This window comes from uncultured Abiotrophia sp., assembly GCF_938010525.1.
Lineage (GTDB): Bacteria > Bacillota > Bacilli > Lactobacillales > Aerococcaceae > Abiotrophia.
This window is the reverse complement of record NZ_CALLVK010000021.1, coordinates 130,147-149,510: the sequence shown is the minus strand read 5'-3', so window position 1 is coordinate 149,510 and position 19,364 is coordinate 130,147. Positions and strand designations below refer to the sequence as shown.

General features: G+C 46.7%; 15 protein-coding genes, 1 riboswitch and 1 other annotated feature. Of the genes, 13 read left to right on the top strand and 2 right to left on the bottom strand.

Translation table 11 applies throughout. The annotated features are described in order from the left end of the window. Positions 1-119: 119 nt before the first annotated feature. The 3 genes from Q0339_RS05365 to Q0339_RS05355 all read left to right on the top strand — a co-directional run bounded on the left by Q0339_RS05365 (position 120) and on the right by Q0339_RS05355 (position 2,296). Complete coding sequence (locus tag Q0339_RS05365; protein ID WP_298077788.1) at positions 120-965, top strand: DegV family protein; 846 nt, start codon at positions 120-122, stop codon at positions 963-965. Between the two features lie 42 nt (positions 966-1,007). After that, positions 1,008-1,634 carry a hypothetical protein gene (locus Q0339_RS05360; protein ID WP_298077787.1) on the top strand — a complete coding sequence of 209 codons (627 nt, stop codon included), beginning with the start codon at positions 1,008-1,010 and terminating at the stop codon, positions 1,632-1,634. Between the two features lie 140 nt (positions 1,635-1,774). Further along, complete coding sequence (locus Q0339_RS05355) at positions 1,775-2,296, top strand: hypothetical protein (RefSeq protein WP_298077785.1); 522 nt, start codon at positions 1,775-1,777, stop codon at positions 2,294-2,296. A gap of 474 nt (positions 2,297-2,770) precedes the next feature. On the opposite strand, the gene Q0339_RS05350 is transcribed toward Q0339_RS05355, so the two are convergent. Beyond that, positions 2,771-3,571, bottom strand: coding sequence for a hypothetical protein (locus Q0339_RS05350; RefSeq protein ID WP_298077784.1), 801 nt, complete (start codon positions 3,569-3,571; stop codon positions 2,771-2,773). A gap of 62 nt (positions 3,572-3,633) precedes the next feature. Further along, positions 3,634-3,722, top strand: a riboswitch (SMK box riboswitch). On the opposite strand from Q0339_RS05350, the gene metK reads away from it, so the two are divergent. Further along, on the top strand, positions 3,720-4,901 hold the full coding sequence (metK, locus tag Q0339_RS05345; RefSeq protein ID WP_298077783.1) for a methionine adenosyltransferase: 1,182 nt from the start codon (positions 3,720-3,722) through the stop codon (positions 4,899-4,901). Its footprint overlaps the riboswitch before it by 3 nt. A 41-nt stretch (positions 4,902-4,942) precedes the next feature. Here metK and Q0339_RS05340 read toward each other — a convergent pair whose 3' ends face one another. Next, positions 4,943-5,512: a class I SAM-dependent methyltransferase gene (locus tag Q0339_RS05340; RefSeq protein ID WP_298077782.1), complete on the bottom strand. Its 570-nt coding sequence runs from the start codon at positions 5,510-5,512 to the stop codon at positions 4,943-4,945. Between the two features lie 137 nt (positions 5,513-5,649). Here Q0339_RS05340 and Q0339_RS05335 point away from each other — a divergent pair, with 137 nt between their 5' ends. The 9 genes from Q0339_RS05335 to Q0339_RS05295 all read left to right on the top strand — a co-directional run bounded on the left by Q0339_RS05335 (position 5,650) and on the right by Q0339_RS05295 (position 19,329). Beyond that, a complete protein-coding gene (locus tag Q0339_RS05335) occupies positions 5,650-7,650 on the top strand; it encodes a LysM peptidoglycan-binding domain-containing protein (RefSeq protein ID WP_298077781.1) in 2,001 nt (666 codons plus the stop codon). A 29-nt stretch (positions 7,651-7,679) separates the two neighbouring features. Beyond that, positions 7,680-7,881: a binding site (T-box leader), on the top strand. Between the two features lie 62 nt (positions 7,882-7,943). Continuing rightward, positions 7,944-10,352: a leucine--tRNA ligase gene (gene leuS / locus Q0339_RS05330; protein ID WP_298077779.1), complete on the top strand. Its 2,409-nt coding sequence runs from the start codon at positions 7,944-7,946 to the stop codon at positions 10,350-10,352. 13 nt (positions 10,353-10,365) lie between these two features. Further along, positions 10,366-13,731: a polysaccharide biosynthesis protein gene (locus tag Q0339_RS05325; RefSeq protein ID WP_298077778.1), complete on the top strand. Its 3,366-nt coding sequence runs from the start codon at positions 10,366-10,368 to the stop codon at positions 13,729-13,731. Next, positions 13,728-14,459 carry a pseudouridine synthase gene (locus Q0339_RS05320; RefSeq protein ID WP_298077777.1) on the top strand — a complete coding sequence of 244 codons (732 nt, stop codon included), beginning with the start codon at positions 13,728-13,730 and terminating at the stop codon, positions 14,457-14,459. The genes Q0339_RS05325 and Q0339_RS05320 overlap by 4 nt, the downstream gene beginning before the upstream one ends. A 17-nt stretch (positions 14,460-14,476) precedes the next feature. Further along, on the top strand, positions 14,477-15,886 hold the full coding sequence (pepV, locus tag Q0339_RS05315) for a dipeptidase PepV (RefSeq protein WP_298077776.1): 1,410 nt from the start codon (positions 14,477-14,479) through the stop codon (positions 15,884-15,886). A gap of 8 nt (positions 15,887-15,894) precedes the next feature. Then, complete coding sequence (locus Q0339_RS05310) at positions 15,895-16,662, top strand: RNA methyltransferase (protein WP_298077775.1); 768 nt, start codon at positions 15,895-15,897, stop codon at positions 16,660-16,662. 185 nt (positions 16,663-16,847) lie between these two features. Further along, positions 16,848-17,585, top strand: a complete 738-nt coding sequence (locus Q0339_RS05305; RefSeq protein WP_298077774.1) for an excalibur calcium-binding domain-containing protein — start codon at positions 16,848-16,850, stop codon at positions 17,583-17,585. A gap of 65 nt (positions 17,586-17,650) precedes the next feature. Next, positions 17,651-18,127: a thermonuclease family protein gene (locus Q0339_RS05300; RefSeq protein ID WP_298077772.1), complete on the top strand. Its 477-nt coding sequence runs from the start codon at positions 17,651-17,653 to the stop codon at positions 18,125-18,127. A gap of 191 nt (positions 18,128-18,318) precedes the next feature. After that, positions 18,319-19,329: a LacI family DNA-binding transcriptional regulator gene (locus Q0339_RS05295; RefSeq protein ID WP_298077771.1), complete on the top strand. Its 1,011-nt coding sequence runs from the start codon at positions 18,319-18,321 to the stop codon at positions 19,327-19,329. The last annotated feature ends 35 nt before the right edge of the window (positions 19,330-19,364 follow it).

The window sequence follows — 19,364 nt, the reverse complement described above, 5'->3', positions numbered from 1 at the left end:
CTGGAAAGTGCTAGCCCTTAAAGATCCTAAAATAAAAAGAGAGGCCCACGCGTGATTTTGTTTGCAAGTTGCCGTGGGCTTTTATATACTTAGGGAGAAGACAGAGGGAGGAATTACCTATGAAATGGAAGTTAGTAGCCGATTCAGGCGCGACTATCTCGCCGGACCTTTTTGCGGGGACGGATGTCGCTTTTGAATTAGTACCTTTAATGATTAATATTGGCACTCAGGTTTATGTGGATGATGCCAACTTAGATATGGCAACTTTTGTAAAGGATATGCATGACAGCAAGGAAGCATCTTCGACTGCCTGCCCATCCCCTCAAGCCTATGCCAATGCCTTCGAGGGAGCAGAAAATGTTATCTGTTTTACACTATCTAGTGGCTTATCAGGTTCTTATAATAGTGCCCAACTGGGTCGCAATATGACTTTGGAAGAAAATCCATTGGCCAATATCTATGTCTTTGACTGCTTGTCTGCTGGGACAGAGAATGACCTCTTAATTGCTAAGGGTTTGGAGTTAGTACAAGCTGGCCTGGATTTTGACCAAGTGGTAGCTAGCCTAAAGGATTATCATCAAAAGACGGATGTCGTCTTCATCTTAGAGTCAGTAGATAACTTGGTCAAAGCCGGTCGTGTCAACCGTCTTGTCGGCGGTATGATTGGCCTCTTGGGCATCCGTTTGATTGGGGTTCGTACAGCTGAAGGTAAGATTGAGATTGGGACCAAGTCTAAGGGGAGCAAACGGGCTGTGAAAGCAACCGTAGAAGAAATGCTCAAGCATGGCTATCAAGGTGGTAAAGTGGCGATTTCTCATAGCGACAATCCAGAAGTGGTTGAAGCGGTGAGCGCTTTACTTCGTGAACACTACCCTCAGGCTCAAATTGAGGTAGTGGATTTTAATGGGCTCTGCACCTTCTATGCCCAGTACCACGGTCTCATTATTGGCTTTGAAAAAGCTTAGTGTAATCTATTAAAAAACATTGATAAGAAAGATGGTGTCGGTATGTTTATTGGGAAGTTGCACCGCTTTAATGTGGTGTTATTAGCAGGTTTGTTTTTTGCAGCGACAGGGATCGGGTTCGCCTTTCATCGTGAACTACAGTATGCCCTTGTTTCCTTGATTATTGCCTCCATCATCGACTTGTTCGTCGGAGGCTTTATGAATCAATTCCAGTCTTCGGTGGCGGAGGCTGCCTTCGCCAAGGAGCTCAAGACCTTGAGTAGTTTCCTCATTTATGGCGTCCTCCCGGGCGTCTATCTGATGGCGGTAACCAATGCGGGCGCCTTTAGCCTCATTGTCTTCGCACTTTACATCTTGGCAGTCGGAATTCGCCTGGCCTACTTCAACCAAGCGGCCGAATTCCAAGATCCAGTGGACAAGCGCCACAGCGTCGGGTTGCCACTAGAACTAGGCGTCTTCGCGATTCAGGTCGTGTCCTTAGTAGGCTTCCTGCTCCCGCTGACTGTCTTCCAAATCTTCCTGATGTTGGTCTACGCGCTCCTAGCGGTAGCCTTCGTCTACAAGCTGAAGATACCGCGCCTACCAAGCCAATGGTTATTCTACATGGTGGGCGTCCAAGTGGTACTCTGCATCCTGTGGGTATTCCTGGGAAATTTCATTACAGGCTAAACAACGAGAGGCTAGGGCGTGCGTCCTAGCTTTTTTTGGGGCGCAGATTGTGTAATTAAGTGCAAAACCGAAAAAGGAAGATTGCAAGAATAAGTGCGGCAACCCAAATCATTGCTTAAAATGACTCATAGGAGAAAGATATGAAATCAAAATGGAAGTTATTTATAATTGTATTTATAGTTACCGTTGTAGGACTTTTTGCATGGACGAAAGTGTCAGACAACTTATCAACTTATAGCGTATACTACGCAAAACACACCGAAGGAATATACTCGCCCTTGCAAGAAGCAATGCGAAACTTTAATCAAATCGAGCATCCTGAACTTGATAATTATAAGTACAAGAGAGATAATTTAAGCGGGGATTGGGAATTTACCACGGCGTATAATGGAGCCAAAATTCGTTATATCGTAATTGCGGACAGTAGACAACTCTATTATAATGATGAGGCCATCCACTACTCGCTAACTCCTTTGGGTCAAGTTGAGTATATACCTGTAGATACTCCCTTATTAACTAGTCTGAGACATGACATTTCAGATGAGGAGCAAATATTCGTAGATGAAGCACTTGCTACAATTTTTGAACCTATCATTCAAGCACAGCCTGCTCCAGACTGGAACCTTCAATGGCTCTATAATTTACTGAATCAGAGGAGGTGAGAATACCTTGAAGATAAAACAAGTCTTACTCCCCTTCAATGCTTTCTTTTTGGTGTTCTCAATCGGAAATTTCCTAATCTTAAGAGACACTATCGAGGCGCTAGAAATAGCTCTGAGCATCCCGTCGCCCATTATGTTAACAAGTTTGGGTAGCCATTGGCCGCTTCGTATTTATCTTGGCAGTATGCTAATCTCGATAATCCTAGGTATTATATTATCCCTATGGAGTCTTCGTGGCCAGAAGACCACACTGGAGAAATTGGTGGTGGGATGTACCTTGTTCGGATATATTGCCCTATTAGGACTCCCTTTGTCATGGAGCTACCTTCCAATCTTGGTGATGTTAATCGTGACAGTTGTCAGCATCATGCGCAACCGTGCGATACCATGATTTTTGGGTTAAGTTGCCTGACTAGACACCAAAAAACAGCCGTCCCCACCTACGTGTGGGGACGGCTGTTTTTGCCATATATGTTAGAAGCAGAAGGCCAAGCCATACAGGATGCTAATCAGCAAGTAACTAGTGCTGAGATAGTTGAGTTTATTTTGGTTTTGGTTATGTTGTCGAGTTTGGACCAAGAGAGGGGCTAGGGTCAAGACGCTCCCGGCGATAAAGAGGAGTTGGAGCATGAAATAAGATTTGGATGGGAAACTTAAGTAGGTCCCAGCAGCCACAGCTACTAGGCTCAAGATGAGCACCAGACTTGTTTTTAAGCCATGTGGCATGAGGGAAGGGTGTCCCGTTAGCTGACTAACTAGACTATTGCCTTCAGCTTGAAAGGCCAGTTGCAAGGCTGCCAGAGGCAGGAGGCTGATGAGGAAGCCGGTCGTGATGGTTCCTGTCTGGCTGAAGTAGGCTAGGTTGTTGATAATGAAGGCCTGGAAGAAGACATTCAGAATCAACTGGTAGAGGCTGTTGGTCAGATTATAAGGATAATGCTGAATGTGAGTATAGGCGATATAGAGGAGGAGTAAGAGGTTAGCCCCCCAATGATGCTGCCACATAAAGCCCACGGTTGCTGCCCAGAGCAGAATCTCCATGGCGTATAGGATTACTGGCGAGCTAGCTTTGGCCTTACGGGTATTGAAGCGAACGAAGAAGTAGTGGTCAATCAACTGACTGCTGACTAAAATCAGGTAGAGATAGGCCAAGGCTAACCAGTTGATTTCGGTAGTGTGGTACATCCCTACGATTAAACCATATATCCCAAAGCCTAGTGGCGCCAGGAAGATTCGAATGAGGGGATGTCTTAGAAAGTGTGCAAAGTGTTTCATAGCTAATCCTCTTTTTTCGACATTTTTTACTATCTATATCTACTATACTAATGTATAATGGAGTCAGTTACAACAATAAATTCCCGATGGGATTCATTTTCTTAATGAAGTTGCCTTGTAACCAATCAACAAAATGGGGGAAATTACTATGGAAAGAAAGTTGTTTACATCTGAATCGGTGACGGAAGGACACCCAGATAAAGTTGCCGATCAAATTAGTGATGCCATCTTAGATGCCATCTTGACACAAGACCCACTAGCCCGGGTGGCCTGCGAGACCGCAGTCAACACTGGCCTGGTATTGGTCTTCGGGGAAGTCAGCACGACTGCCTATGTCGATATCCAACAAATTGTACGCGAAACGATTAAGGGCATTGGCTATGATTCAAGTGATTATGGCTTTGATGGCGATAATGTGGCCGTCTTGGTCGCGCTTGACGAACAATCACCTGATATCGCCCAAGGGGTAGATGCGGCCATTGAAACCCGGGACGAAGCAACCGATCAATTGATTGGGGCAGGTGACCAGGGGCTCATGTTCGGTTATGCCTGTGATGAGACGGAAGAATTTATGCCATTGCCAATCGCGCTTAGCCATCGCCTAGCTAAACGTCTGAGTGAGGTGCGCAAGTCTGGTCAATTGGCTTACCTGAGACCAGATGGTAAGTCCCAAGTAACCGTTGAGTACGGAGAAGACGGTCAAGCCCTACGGGTGGATACAGTCGTAATTTCGACTCAGCATGCCCCTGAAGCAACCTTAGAAACTGTGCGTCAAGACGTGATTGAACAAGTAGTGAAGCCTGTGATTCCGGCACATTTATTAGATGATCAAACCCGCTTCTTAATCAATCCAACCGGTCGTTTTGTCATCGGTGGGCCTAAAGGGGACTCCGGTTTGACAGGCCGTAAGATTATTGTCGACACCTATGGGGGCTATGCTCGCCACGGTGGCGGTGCCTTCTCTGGTAAGGATGCGACTAAAGTGGACCGGTCAGCTAGCTACATGGCTCGCTACATTGCCAAGAATATCGTTGCAGCCGGCTTAGCTAAGCGTTGTGAAGTACAATTAGCATATGCAATTGGGGTAGCACAACCAGTATCTATTCGGATTGAAACCTTTGAGACTGGCATCGTTTCTGAGAGTCGCCTAGTTCAAGCAGTGCGTCAACTCTTTGATTTAACACCAGATGGGATTATCCGCACCTTGGCCTTGCGTCGCCCAATCTATAAGCAGACAGCAGCCTATGGTCACTTTGGTCGTCAAGACGTGGTCTTACCATGGGAGCAAGTCAATAAAGTGGATGAACTTAAAGCCGTGATTGCTGAATAAGACAAAATGAAAAGCTGAGACTTAGGTCTCAGCTTTTTTACTTACTTGATACGTTCGATGATGAGAAGTTGCGGTGGATTATTCCGTTGGTTGATGAAGCCATAGTGAAGGACTTGGAATTCTTCTTGGGGCCAGCTGGCTAAGGCTTGGAAGAGGGCATCCTTTTCCTTGGCACCTTCGGGGTGACCACTGTAGATAACCAAAATGATTTGACCGCCAACACGAAGTTTGGTTCGCACCTGGTCTAGAGAGGCCAGGGTTGAAGTCTCTTGAGTTGTGATTTGGTGGTCGCCACCGGGTAGATAGCCTAGATTATAAATGGCACCACTGAATTGAGGAGTCTCAGCTAAAAGCGTATGGATTTGGTCGTGAGAGGCCAGGAAAAGCTGGGCAGACTCCCGGTTTGGAATATCAGCTAGGCGTTCCTGGGTCCAAGCCAAGGCCTGATCTTGGATATCAAAGCCCATGACTTGGCCACAAAAACCTGGTTGTCTGAGAATGAAGGCCGTGTCGTGTCCTTTTCCTAGGGTACCATCAATATAAACGCCATCTGGGAAACGTTGGATTAAGTCGGCTAAGAGGGTGTGACTGTAGTGAAGAGCGCGTTGCATAGACAAACTCCTTTGTATTACGTGAAAGTTACACAATAGTTAAAAGTAAACGAAAAGGGGGCTAGGCCCCTTTTTTTAGCGAGAGGCTTTCTATATAATGGTATTGTATCATAAAATGGCAGAATGGGGGAATATACGTGAAATTAACGCGTCAAGCGGTGATTAATCGTCGTAAACAAGCACAGCGCCACGAATCAAATAAGAAAATTGCCAAAGTGGTTAATGCAGGCTTAGTCTTATTCGCTTCTGCATCTACTTTAAGCACGCTCACTGCACCAAAGGTGACCGTACAAGCTCAAACAGCTACCCAACAAAACTTCTTATCAACTATTGGAGGGTATGCACGCGATATCGCTAAGAATAATGACTTGTATGCCTCTGTAATGATTGCGCAAGCAATTTTAGAATCAGGTTGGGGCCAAAGTGGATTAGCATCAGCACCTAACTATAACTTATTCGGGATCAAGGGTGACTACAACGGCAATTCCGTTCGTATGGACACCTTAGAAGACGATGGTAGCGGTAACTACTATGCTGCTAAGGAACCTTTCCGTAAGTATAGCAACTATGGTGAATCCCTGAATGACTATGCTTCGCTTTTAACTGGGGACAACAATCCTAACAGTTGGCGCTATAAATTCTATTATGGGGCGCGCGTGAGTGCGACCAACTCTTATCAAGACGCAACACGACATTTAACAGGTCGCTATGCGACAGATACTCGTTATGCGTCTAAGCTTAACCAATTAATCCAAACCTATGGTTTGACTCAATATGATGCAGGTGGTTCTAGCACAGCTAGCCCAGCACGCCCGCAAGCCCCAGCAACTGGTGGCGGTTCTTATACAGTTCAAGCAGGCGATAGCTACTGGCGCATTGCTAACAAATACGGCATTTCGATTGAAGAATTGCAACGCTTGAATGGTACCTCAAGCTACTTCCTCTATCCAGGTCAAAGCTTGGTAGTACCAGGTTCTGCTTCAAATACAAGTGGCTCTGCTGCTTCAACTTCAAGCTCAACTACAAGTACGCGCTCTGCAGCACCAGCAGCGGGTGGTTCATACACAGTTCAAGCCGGTGATAGCTACTGGCGTATCGCTAATAAGTACGGGATTTCTATCCAAGAACTCCAACGCTTGAACGGTACCTCTGACTACACCCTCCATCCAGGCCAAAGCATTAAAGTGCCAGGTTCAGGAACCAATGCATCAGCGTCATCAAACAGTGGCTCTGCTTCAACAAGTACAACAAGTGCAGCACCAGCAGCGGGCGGTTCATACACAGTCCAAGCCGGTGATAGCTACTGGAGAATTGCTAATAAGTACGGCATTTCTATCTCAGAACTCCAACGCTTGAACGGCACATCTGACTACAACCTCTACCCAGGTCAAAGCCTCAAGGTGCCAGGTTCAGGGTCATCTTCAAGCGCAAGTGCTTCATCAAACGGCACTTCTACTTCAACAAGCACAACAAGCGCAGCACCAGCAGCGGGCGGTTCATACACAGTCCAAGCAGGTGACAGCTACTGGCGTATTGCTAATAAGTACGGGATTTCGATTTCAGAACTCCAACGCTTGAATGGGACTTCAAACTACTTCTTGTACCCAGGCCAAAGCATTAAAGTGCCAGGCTCTGGTTCAGCAAATGCGACTCCTGCTCCTGCAGCAACCACTGCAAGTACAACATCAGCACCTGCTGAAACACCAGCCCCAGCGCCAAGCACAGGCGGTGGCAACTATACAGTTCAAGCCGGTGACAGCTACTGGCGCATTGCTAACAAGTATGGAATTTCAATTTCAGAACTTCAACGCTTGAATGGGACTTCAAACTACTTCTTGTACCCAGGTCAAAGTATCAAAGTACCAGGTGGTGGCGCCGCTGCTGAAACATCAGCTCCAACCCCTGCACCAGTTAGCCAAACACCAGCTCCTGCAGAGAGTCCAGCGCCAGCAGCTGCTGAAACACCAGCTCCAGCTGCAAACAACGCTAGCCAAGCAAGTGGCGGTTCATATACTGTCCAAGCAGGTGACACCTTGTATTCAATCGCCCGTCGTAATGGGGTAGATGTTTACAAATTGATCGCTAACAATGGGGGCTCCCATTTCATCCAAATAGGACAAGTCATCTCATTGAACTAGTCGCTAGTATCTGATATACTAGACTCAATAGTAATTCAATATTGGAATTAGTAGGCGGTACAACTGCTATAGAGAGCTTATGGGTGGTGGAAATAAGCCGGGAGTGCTACTGAACTCATCCAATTGAAGCTAGTCTGAATCTTCAGTAAGACTAGACGTCCGCCGCGTTAAGGCTAGAGATAAGCTATTCTAGCTTAAATTAGGTGGTACCGCGAAAATTTCGCCCTATGTGAACTGTGTTTAATACGGTTTACGTAGGGCTTTTTTTATCAGAAATGCAAGGAGGTTATGTGATGACCTATAATCACAAAGCAATCGAAGAAAAATGGCAAGACTATTGGCGCCAAAACAAAACTTTTAAAACTCAGGAGCGTCCTGGGCATCCTAAATTCTATGCCCTAGACATGTTCCCTTATCCATCTGGTCAGGGCTTGCACGTAGGGCACCCAGAAGGCTACACGGCGACAGATGCCGTGGCACGTATGAAACGGGCACAAGGCTACGATGTCTTGCACCCAATGGGTTGGGATGCCTTTGGTTTGCCTGCTGAACAATACGCTTTGGATACGGGGAATGACCCAGCTGATTTTACTGCTGCCAATATCGAAACTTTCCGCCGTCAAATCAATTCACTTGGTTTCAGTTATGACTGGGAGCGGGAAGTCAATACAACCGATCCTAACTATTATAAATGGACCCAATGGATTTTCTCCAAAATGTATGAAAAAGGCTTGGCCTATGAGGCTGAAGTAGCCGTTAACTGGTGTCCAGCCTTAGGGACAGTTTTGGCTAATGAAGAAGTCATTGATGGTAAGTCCGAGCGCGGAGGCCATCCAGTTTTCCGTAAACCAATGAAACAATGGATGCTCAAGATTACAGCCTATGCAGAGCGTCTTCTAGAAGACTTAGATCTCCTAGACTGGCCTGAAAGCCTTAAGGAAATGCAACGCAACTGGATTGGTAAATCAGAAGGGGCCTTGATTAACTTTGATATTGAGGGTCACGCCGACCAAGTGCAAGTCTTTACCTCACGCGCAGATACCCTTTTCGGGTCTACATATGTGGTCTTGGCGCCTGAACATGAGTTAGTGGCGAAAGTCACCAGCCCTGAACAGGAAGCCGCTGTAAAAGCCTATGTCGAAGCAGTGGCAACTAAGAGCGACATGGATCGGACCTCTCTTAATAAAGACAAATCTGGCGTCTTCACCGGGGGCTATGTTAAACATCCTGTAACTGGTGAATCCTTACCAATTTGGATTGCGGACTATGTCTTGGCTTCTTATGGGACCGGGGCGGTCATGGGCGTACCAGCCCACGATGAACGGGACTTCGAATTTGCTAGCAAGTATGATTTGCCGATTGTGTCTGTAATCGAACACAATGAATCGGGTTGCTATGAAGGTGACGGTCCCCATATTAATTCTGACTTCTTGAACGGCCTTTATAATGCAGAAGCCATCACTAGCATGATTGATTGGTTAGAAGCTCAGGGCAAAGGCCAACGCCAGGTCAACTACCGTCTACGTGACTGGCTCTTCTCACGTCAACGTTATTGGGGCGAGCCTATCCCAGTGATTCATTGGGAAGACGGCAGTATGAGTCTAGTGCCTGAGGATCAATTACCACTTCGTCTGCCAGTAACCGATAAGATTCAACCAAGTGGTACGGGCGAATCACCATTGGCTGCTATTGAAGATTGGGTCAACGTAGTGGATCCAGAGACAGGGCGTAAAGGTCGCCGTGAGACTAACACCATGCCACAATGGGCGGGTAGTTCTTGGTACTATCTCCGTTATATCGACCCACAGAACTCAGAGCGCCTAGCAGATCCAGATAAGTTAGCCAAATGGCTGCCAGTTGACCTCTATATTGGGGGCGCAGAACATGCCGTCTTGCACTTGCTTTACGCGCGTTTCTGGCATAAATTCCTCTACGACTTAGGCGTAGTACCAACTAAGGAACCTTTCATGAAGCTCTTCAACCAAGGCATGATCTTGGGGACGGACGGCAATAAGATGTCTAAGTCCAAGGGCAATGTGGTCAATCCAGACCATGTGGTAGAACAATACGGGGCAGATACCCTACGTGTCTATGAAATGTTCATGGGCCCATTGGATGCTTCGATTGCTTGGAGTGAGAACGGCTTGGAATCTACTCGTCGCTTCCTTGACCGGATTTGGCGCCTCTATGTGGCAGAAGACGGTAGCCTCAGCGAGCGAATCCAAGATGCTGAAAACCCTGCCCTAGAACGTGTCTACCATCAAACAGTCAAAAAGGTAACGGAAGACTATGAAATCCTCCACTTCAATACCGCAATTTCGCAAATGATGATCTTCCTCAATGCTACGAAAGACCAGGCCATCATTCCAAAAGCTTATGCCCAAGGTTTGATTCAATTGTTGGCGCCATTGGCCCCACATATTAGTGAGGAAATCTGGCAAAAGTTAGGTCACCAAGACAGCATTTCGCATGTCGCTTGGCCAAGCTATGAGGAAGCATTGACCGTTGAGGATCAAGTGGAAGTCGTAGTGCAAATTAATGGTAAGATTAAGGCTAAGGTCATGGTAGAGGCCAATATGGCAGCTGATGCCTTAGGTGATTTAGCTCTTAACTTGCCAGAAATTCAGGCGCAACTTGAAGGCAAGACCCTACGAAAAGTAGTAGCGATTCCTAACCGATTAGTCAATATCGTAGCAAATTAAGGAGACGATGCAGATGACAGAAAGAGACAAGCGCGATTTAGAGCGCGGCACACCAAGCCCGGATTTACAGGCTTTGTTGGCCGAAGAACAAAACTTGCATGAGACCGTCATCTTTTCCAAAGAAGACATGAAGAAACTACGTCGGCCTAATGTGCAACCAGAAGATGGCGATTACTTTAACCTTAATCTGCCGGCAGACTTGGACCTAGAATTAGACGATGATCAATTTGATGTAGACCCCATCTTCCAAGCAGATGCCGAGCCAACTCCTAGTGAACCAGCAAAGGATAAGGCAGACTGGGTAGTCAATGACTTACCAGCCTGGGAGGAAGAGGCTGAGTCAACGGAGCAAGCTGAAGTTGAGGAAGAACAAGGCCAGCTAGATGCTGATCTTCCAGAGTTAGAGCTAGAGAGAGCTGAAAGCAGCTCAGTAAGCAATCTTGATTTAGAAGGACAAGACGATCCAAACTACAATCCTTTTATCTATCGTCCAAAACATCCGAAACCTCAGCCGACAGAAGCCAAAGCATCAAAATCGCTTAAGCTACCTCGCTTAGATTTAGACGCTGTCTATGAAGCTCACTATAGCTTAGATCACTTAGATGACTTGGATGCCTATGATCAATTTGGGGCGCCAGAATTGACCCCAACCAAGATTGAGCGGCTGATGCAAAACTGGTGGCAAGGCATCACGCAAAGAGTCAATAACCTCAAACCTAAGGAAGAGGTCGTCGCACCAGAAGAAGAGTTAGCTGAAGAACCAGTAGTGCTGGAAGTTAATGACGAGTCTAGTCAGACTGGAAGTCAACCAGAACCAGAACTTGAGCTAACTGATGCAAAAGTTGAATTAGCTGAGGCAGAAGTTGAACCTACTGAGCAAGTTGAAGCAAACCTGGATAGTGTTGAGACTTTCCAAGGAACTGAAAGTCCAGAGCCGAGTCAGGAAGACCTAGAAAATCAAGGTCAAGCCCAAGAAGAGGCAGAAGAAGAAAGTGTAGACCTTAATCTGCTAGCTCCTGTTGAATTGGAAGAAGAAGTCGAGTTAGCTTCACAAGAGGACAAGCGTGATGATGACAATCAATGGGCGCCAGTATCTGTCTTAGATATAGATGAGCAAGAGGCTGAGCCAGAAGCTAACTCCGAGCCAGTAGCTGATGAAAACTTAGACTCAGATCAAGTGACGGAGCAAGAGCCTCAAGAAGAGGAAGCAGCTGAGCCAAAACTAAACCTTTGGCAACGTCTAGTACGTTGGATTCAAGAAGGCGAACCTAAGGAAGAAGAGGAGTTAGAGCTAGAAGCAACTTCTCAAGAGGCCTCCCAAACAAGTCAACCTTCTGATGAGTCAGATTCTGATCATGATGAAGATGATAGTCAAGGTAGTGCCAGTCTAACAGCTTGGGAGCAAGAAGTAGAGCCAGAGGCTGAGCATGATGCCTCAGAACTTGAAACTGACTCTGATACTTCCCTTAGTTCAGATTTTGATTTGGAACTAGAAGAAGAGGCGGTGGCCGGCCACCCGGAGCCTCAAGCGGCGCGTCCGACGGAAAGACCTCAGACCGCCAGTCCTGAAAGCCCATCTCTAGGCCAACAACTAGCCTTTGACTTAACGGACACACAGGCGATTACGCCAGAGGCCATTCAGGCCTACAGTGACCAGGTTAGCCAAGCAACTCAGGTCTTTGCGGAGCCTATTCTGACGGACCAGGTCCTAGAAGAATACCTGAATGAAGATGACGTCACCATTGAGGCGGAACTTAATGAGAAGCAAACCATCGTCAAAGGGGCGACTTGGCTGACTTTCGGGAACATCTTCTCCCGGATTTTGGGTGCCATCTATGTCATTCCTTGGGCGGCTTGGCTAGGGGCTGACTACCTCAATGCCAATACCCTATATAGTGCGGGTTACCAGCCTTATGCGCTTTTCCTAGCTATTGGGACGGCAGGTTTCCCAAGTGCCATTGCCAAACAGATGGCCTACTATCACTCCAAAAAGCAATACCGTTTTGCAGACCAACTCTTTAAGGCAAGTATGATTGTCATGAGTTTAATGGGCTTGGTTACGGCCACGGCGCTCTTCTTCGTAGCGCCAGCCTTAGCTGCAGCTACGCCAACCATTGACCATGCAGCAGCCACTTTGGTTATTCGTTCCTTAGTACCACCACTAGTTATCTTGCCGGTGATGAGCCTCTTGCGGGGCTATTTCCAAGGCTACAACAACATGGTGCCAACGGCAGTCTCCCAAATTCTGGAACAAATTGCCCGCGTCTTTTATATGTTGGCAGCAACTTATGCTGTCATGAAGCTCTTCAATGGGGCAGCGACAACGGCAGTTATCCATTCGACCTTTGCGGCCTTTATCGGGGCGGCAGTGTCTCTGGTCTACTTGATTTTCGTTTATCTTCGTCGTCTGCCCATGATTAAGGCTTTGATTGAGACTGACCAATCCCGTGAGGAATTCGATTTAATGAAAACCCTGCGGATTATGCTTATAGACTCTGTTCCTTTCATCCTGGTAGGATCCGGTATTATTATCGCACAAAACATCGATACCTATACCTTCGGTCAGATTATGGGCTACACATCTAGCCTCTTGCGTAGCGAAATCGCGGAACTCTATGGGGTATTGAGCCTAGACGTCAATAAGCTGATTATGATTATCATCTCCTTGGCCATTGGGATTTCCCTGTCTTCTCTGCCGGCTATCACCAAACGTTTTGCCGAGCAGGATAAGGAAGGAACGGGTGACTTAATTCAGCACGTTATCTTGCTCTTCAGCTTTGTGATGTTGCCAGCCGCAGTTGGTATGGCAAGCATTCCTACTGAAGTTTACCAACTCTTCTATGCTAATGGGAGTCAATCGGGGCCAGGCCTTCTAGTGACGGCCTCCTACATGTCGATTGTTTTAGGACTCTACACCATTCTATCGACTATTCTGCAGGCAATGAACTTCCGTCGTCTATCCATTTGGCATCTCTTGATTGGTTTAGTCGTCAAAGTGGTCCTGCAATTCCCACTTGTGGCGATTTTCCAAGCGCAAGGGACCTTCCTTTCCACAGGTCTTGCCTTCTTGGTGTCTTCCTTGCTCATGTGGCGGACCATTCACAAGTCGGTACCTTTACGCTATAGCGAGATGACACCAAAACTTGTTAAGATGCTAGTTGGGACAGCGCTGATGGGCGTTAGCACCAGCATCTGGGCTCAAGTCTTGAACGGCCTCATGGGGCCAGTTGGACGAGGCATGACTTTCGTCAAGGTAATCTTGGTTGTCTTGGTAGGTGTCTTCGTCTACATGACAGTGATGGCCTTATTTGGTCTCTTACCAATCCTCTTCGGTTCGCGTAAGAAAGACCTGCAAGATAAGATGAGGTTCTTCTCATGAGAATTGAGAAATATTTGGCGGATACGGGCTGGGGCAGTCGGAAAGACATTAAGCAACTGCTATCCCAAAAAATCGTCACCATAAATGATCAGGTTTGCAGCAAGGGCGGCACGCAAGTGACGCCCGGTAGCGACCGCGTTGCTGTAGGGGGCCAAGTGGTCCCCTATCAGCGATATCACTATTATTTACTTAACAAACCGGCGGGTATTTTGTCTGCCACAGAAGATCCGTGTCATCAGACCGTGATTGACTGGCTAGGGGAGGGCTACCAACATTTGGACCTCTTCCCTGTGGGACGTTTGGATATTGATACAACGGGGCTTTTGTTGCTTACCAATAATGGACAGCTAGCCCACCAACTCTTATCGCCTAAGAAGAAAGTTAATAAAACTTACACCGCCACCATCCGAGGTTTGGTGGACGAGACGGACATTGCGGCCTTTGCAGAGGGCTTGGACTTGGGTGATTTTATTAGCTTGCCAGCCGAGTTGACGGTTTTAAGTCAAGATGTGGATCAAGCGACTAGCCAAATTCAAGTCGTTATCCAGGAAGGTAAATTCCATCAAGTGAAGCGTATGTTCCAAGCCGTCGGCAAGGAGGTTCTGAGCCTCCACCGTTTGGCCATGGGGCCCCTGCGTTTAGAGTCAGATTTAGCCCATGGCCAGTGGCGCTCCTTGACTGAGCAAGAAGCGCAAGCGCTAGAGCCGTATGGCTATGTGGCAGAATAAGTTTTAGGAGGTAGACTATGACAAAGATTAATTGGTTACAAGAAGTCGAAGCGCGTAAAGAGGCGCTCTTCGCAGATTTATTCCGTTTATTGAAGGTGCCATCTGTTCGTGAAGACGATAAGGCAACACCAGAGGCGCCAGTAGGGCCAGGACCTAAGGCGGCCTTGGAAGAGTTTTTGAACATGGCACAAGAAGATGGCTTTGAGACTAAGCAGTTTGGCCCTTGGGCTGGACGTGTGGAAGTCGGATCTGGTGATCAACTGGTTGGTATTCTGGGCCACGTCGATGTGGTGCCAGTAGGAACTGGCTGGGATACCAATCCTTTTGAACCAGTAGTAAAAGATGGCCGTATCTATGCTCGTGGCTCTAGCGATGACAAGGGGCCAACAGTAGCAGCTTACTTCGCGCTCAAACTCTTACGTGAATTAGGGCTAGAACTTAACCAACGTCTCCACTTAATTGTTGGGACGGATGAAGAGAGTGGCTGGCAATGTATGGATTATTACTTCAAGCATGCTGAAATGCCGGACTATGGCTTCTCACCAGACGCTATCTTCCCAATCATTAACGGGGAGAAAGGCAACGTGTCAGCGACTTTTAATTTCCAAGCAGGGGCTAAGGCGGCTGGAGCTAACCACTTAGTTAGTTTTGAAGCAGGCTTACGTGAAAACATGGTGCCTCAAGATGCGACGGCTGTTGTTGAAAGTGCTAATTTAGCAGAGCTAGTGGTGGACTTTGAGTCCTTCCTTTTAGAACATCAATTAGGTGGCCAAGTGCAACTGCAAGGCAACCAAGCGACCTTCTCCTTGATTGGGAAGGCAGCCCACGGTTCGACGCCAAGCAAAGGGGTCAATGCGGCAACCTTCTTAGCTAAGTATTTACACCGTTTTGGATTTGATCGAGCAGGTGCAGAGAGCTTCCTTCATCTGTTAGCGGACCATCTGCACCAAGACTTTGAAGGGGTAAACTTAGGCGTGGCTCACCGTGATCCCGTCATGCAAGAATTGACCATGAACGTGGGCTTGGTTAACTACCAAGATGACAAAGGTGGTAGCATTGTAGCCAACTTCCGTTATCCAAAAGGCACTGATCCAGAAAAAATGGCTGCTCAAACTGCTCAACGTTTGGCTGGCCATGATTTAAGTATCGAGTGGGGTGAGTTCAAGGAGCCACACTATGTGTCAGTTGATGACCCAATGGTTAAGGAATTGTTAGCAGTCTATGAGGAGCAAACTGGCCTTGAAGGGCATGAAATGACCATCGGTGGCGGCACCTATGGCCGCCTGATGCCACGTGGGGTAGCCTACGGTGCTTTGTTCCCAGATTCGATTGACACGATGCACCAAGCCAATGAATTTATCGCGATTGATGACTTACTTAAGGCAACAGCGATTTATGCTGAAGCTATCTACCGTATTACACGCTAGGTCTTGCCATGGAAGTTATTCAGTCCAAGCAAAATCCTAAGATTAAGGCCTGGAAGAAACTAGCCACCTCCAAAGGGCGCCAGAAGGCGGGGCAGTACCTGATTGAGGGGACTCATCTGGTAGAAGAGGCCCTTAAGTCAGGTCAAAATGTCCGTCATTTGGTGGCTACACCGGATTATGATTTAAGTCAGTTGCCAAATCAGGCTCTTAGTTTACCACTTCTTCTGGTTAGTCCTGAGCTCTTGAAGGACCTGAGCGAGACGCCTACGCCCCAAGGGGTTCTGGCGGTTTTAGAATTACCGTCGCTACCTCGCGATTGGCAACCTTCCGGCCAACGTTATCTGATTTTGGATGCGGTGCAAGACCCAGGTAACCTGGGAACTCTGATTCGCACAGCAGATGCGGCAGCTTATGATGGCGTCATTCTAGGTAAAGGTACAGTAGATGTCTACAATGACAAAGTCCTAAGAGCGAGCCAAGGTTCACTTTGGCACCTGGAGGTCGTCAGTTTAGATATCTTACAGGAGGCCCGTCCAGCCTTTGAAGCCGCTGGTATTCCTTGGTTTGTGACGGCCCTTCACCAGGGGGCGCAAGCCTATCAAGAGGTGCCAGCCAATCAGAAGCTAGCCTTAGTGCTGGGCAACGAAGGACAAGGAGTCTCTGAAGCAGTTATTCAAGTAGCTGACCAGACCATCTACATTCCTATGCCAGGACAGGCTGAGTCACTCAATGTGGCAGTTGCTGGTGGCATTTTAATGTTTTATTTTCAAGCGTAAAAAGCAGGCCTAGGCCTGCTTTTTTTGAGTAAAAACTAGGATAAAACTTATCTGTTTTGTTTTTTTAAATGAAACCTATTGCAGATGAAGTGGAGAGTGCTAGAATGATGTTTGTGGATGATTATACTATTTAATAGTAAGAATTGTTCTGTGTTGCGTGAAAAAATGAGAGGGAAGTGTGTGCAATGAAAAAGTCAGTCTATATTAGCGCATCGTTTCTATTGTTATGCGCCGGTAGCACCCTAAGTGCAGATGTATCCGCTAAGGTTAGTCAAGATAGTTTGGGATATAAAGTTTTGGCTCAGCAAACGGGAGATAGAAAAGTCACCAAAGTAAAGTCTATTGAGGCCTTAGAAGGTGACTTAATCAAGGTGACTCTCCCTGATGATTCAAGTTATGAAGCACATTTAGCTATGGTCAATGCGCCCGAAATGAAAGGTAACAGACCTTTTGCCAAAGAGGCAAAAGAACGTTTAGAAAGTTTGCTAGAGGAGGCTGACACACTAAATGTAGAAGAGTCGGGAGGAGCAGAACAAACAATTGACGGTAAATCCACACTCTTTCTATGGGCGGATGATGTCTTGCTGCAGGAAGCTCTAGTAACAGAAGGATTCGCGCGAGTGGATTATATTCAGTCAGCTAATGAGCCTTACCTTAAAGTCATGCGGGAATCTGAAGACTATGCCAAGCAATCCAGTAGCAAAATTTGGTCTCAGAGCGGAGTGTATTCCAATGATCCAGTTCGCAAGGACTTGAGTGCTAGTCAGGCTCAAGCGCCGGCTTCTGCTCCTACTCAGCCTTCAGTTTTCTATAAGAACTGTAAGGAAGTCAAGGCTGCTGGTGCTGCACCTATCCGGCCAGGTGATCCAGGATGGGATCCCAAGTTTGATCGTGATGGAGACGGTATCGGTTGTGAACGATGAGACGGGCACTGTTTATACTTCTATTAGCATTAGTGACTATCTGTTTAGGTGGCCGACCAGTAGGAGTGATAGCTCAAGCTGCACCTAACCTACAGGCTAAGCCAATAAATCCCAAATTACTTGAAGTAGTAAATGCATACCAGGTAGTCGACGGAGATACTGCCTATTTTGACCTAGGCTCCGGTAAGTCGATTAAAGCGCGCTTGTTGCTGATAGATACTCCCGAGCTACATCATCCTCGATTGGGGCAACAGCCATATGGACTTGAGGCCAAACAGAGATTTCAGCACTTGCTTCAACAGGCTCACAAAATTGAAGTTGAATATGATATTGGAATGCACAAAGATAAGTATCAACGTGATTTAATTTATGTTTGGATTGATGGGCAACTTGTCCAAGAAATCTTAGTGAGTGAGGGTCTAGCTCAAGTTGCTTATGTTTACCCACCTAATACGCGTTATTTGAATTATTTAGAGGCATCGCAAAAAGAAGCCAAAGAAGCTAAAGTTGGTCTATGGTCATTGTATGGGTCTGAAAGGTAATGGACCTAGTGCGTGTGAGTTTAAGTTAAAAACTAATTGGTAATTAATTTATAGGAAAAGACTGGAGCTTGTTTCCAGTCTTTTCGTCTTGCATAGGAATTTGGGCAAGTTAACGAAAATTCAAAGACAAATTGAATGATACTTGAAAACGCTACATTTCATGGTAAGATTAAGAAGTAAGAGGTGATACTATGAAAGATGCTAATCAATTCTCAGCCAAAGCGACCATGAAAGATGTGGCGGAGCGGGCTGGCGTTGGTCTAGGGACGGTTTCTCGTGTGGTCAATGGCTTTCGAGTTAAGGATTCAACCTATGAGAAGGTCCAGACGGCAATACGAGAACTAAACTATCAGCCCGATGAATATGCCCGTGGGCTCAAAACCAATCGCAGCAATATTGTGGCACTGATTGTGCCAACCATTTGGCATCCATTTTTCTCACAGTTCGCCTATCATGTAGAGAAGGAGTTGCAGCAGCATCACTATAAGCTCCTCATTTGTAATGCAGATGGTGATGCGAGTAATGAGATTGAGTACATTGAAATGCTAAAGAAGAACAAGGTGGATGGCATTATTGGCATTACTTACTCTGATATCGATAAGTATATTTTGTCTTCTCTTCCTTTTGTTAGCATCGACCGGCACTTCTCCGAAAATGTCTATTATGTCACCGCAGAAAACTATGAGGGTGGGCAACTGGCGGCCAAGGAGCTTCTAGAACGAGGCGCTAAGCAGCTTGCTTATATTGGCGGTACCAATATCCATGAGAATGAGACAGTATTGCGCAAGGCGGGTTTCTATGATTACGCTGCTAAGCGAGGTTACTGCGTTGCTAAGCTAGATATGCCAGAACCTATTGAAGATGTAGAAAGCCGTATCCGGGCTTTTGTCGAAGAAAATACCGAATTAGATGGTTTCTTTACCGTTAATGATTTTATGGCCCTTCATGTGATGAAGGTCATGCAGGCATTTGGTAAGTCTTGTCCAGAGGATTATCAGCTGATTGGTTTTGATGGACTGAAGACGGCAGAAGGTCAAGACTATCTCCTCTCAACCATTGCCCAGCCTATTGATCAGATGGCCATTGCTGCGGTGGAACTCTTGATGACCCTGATTAAAGGTCAAGTTCAACCTAGTAGTCATCGCGTTATCTTGCCAGTACATTTTCGTGAAGGAGGCACCACGCGAAAAAAATTGGATTGAATTTCTAAAAATCTCTTGACAAGCCGTGAAAGCGG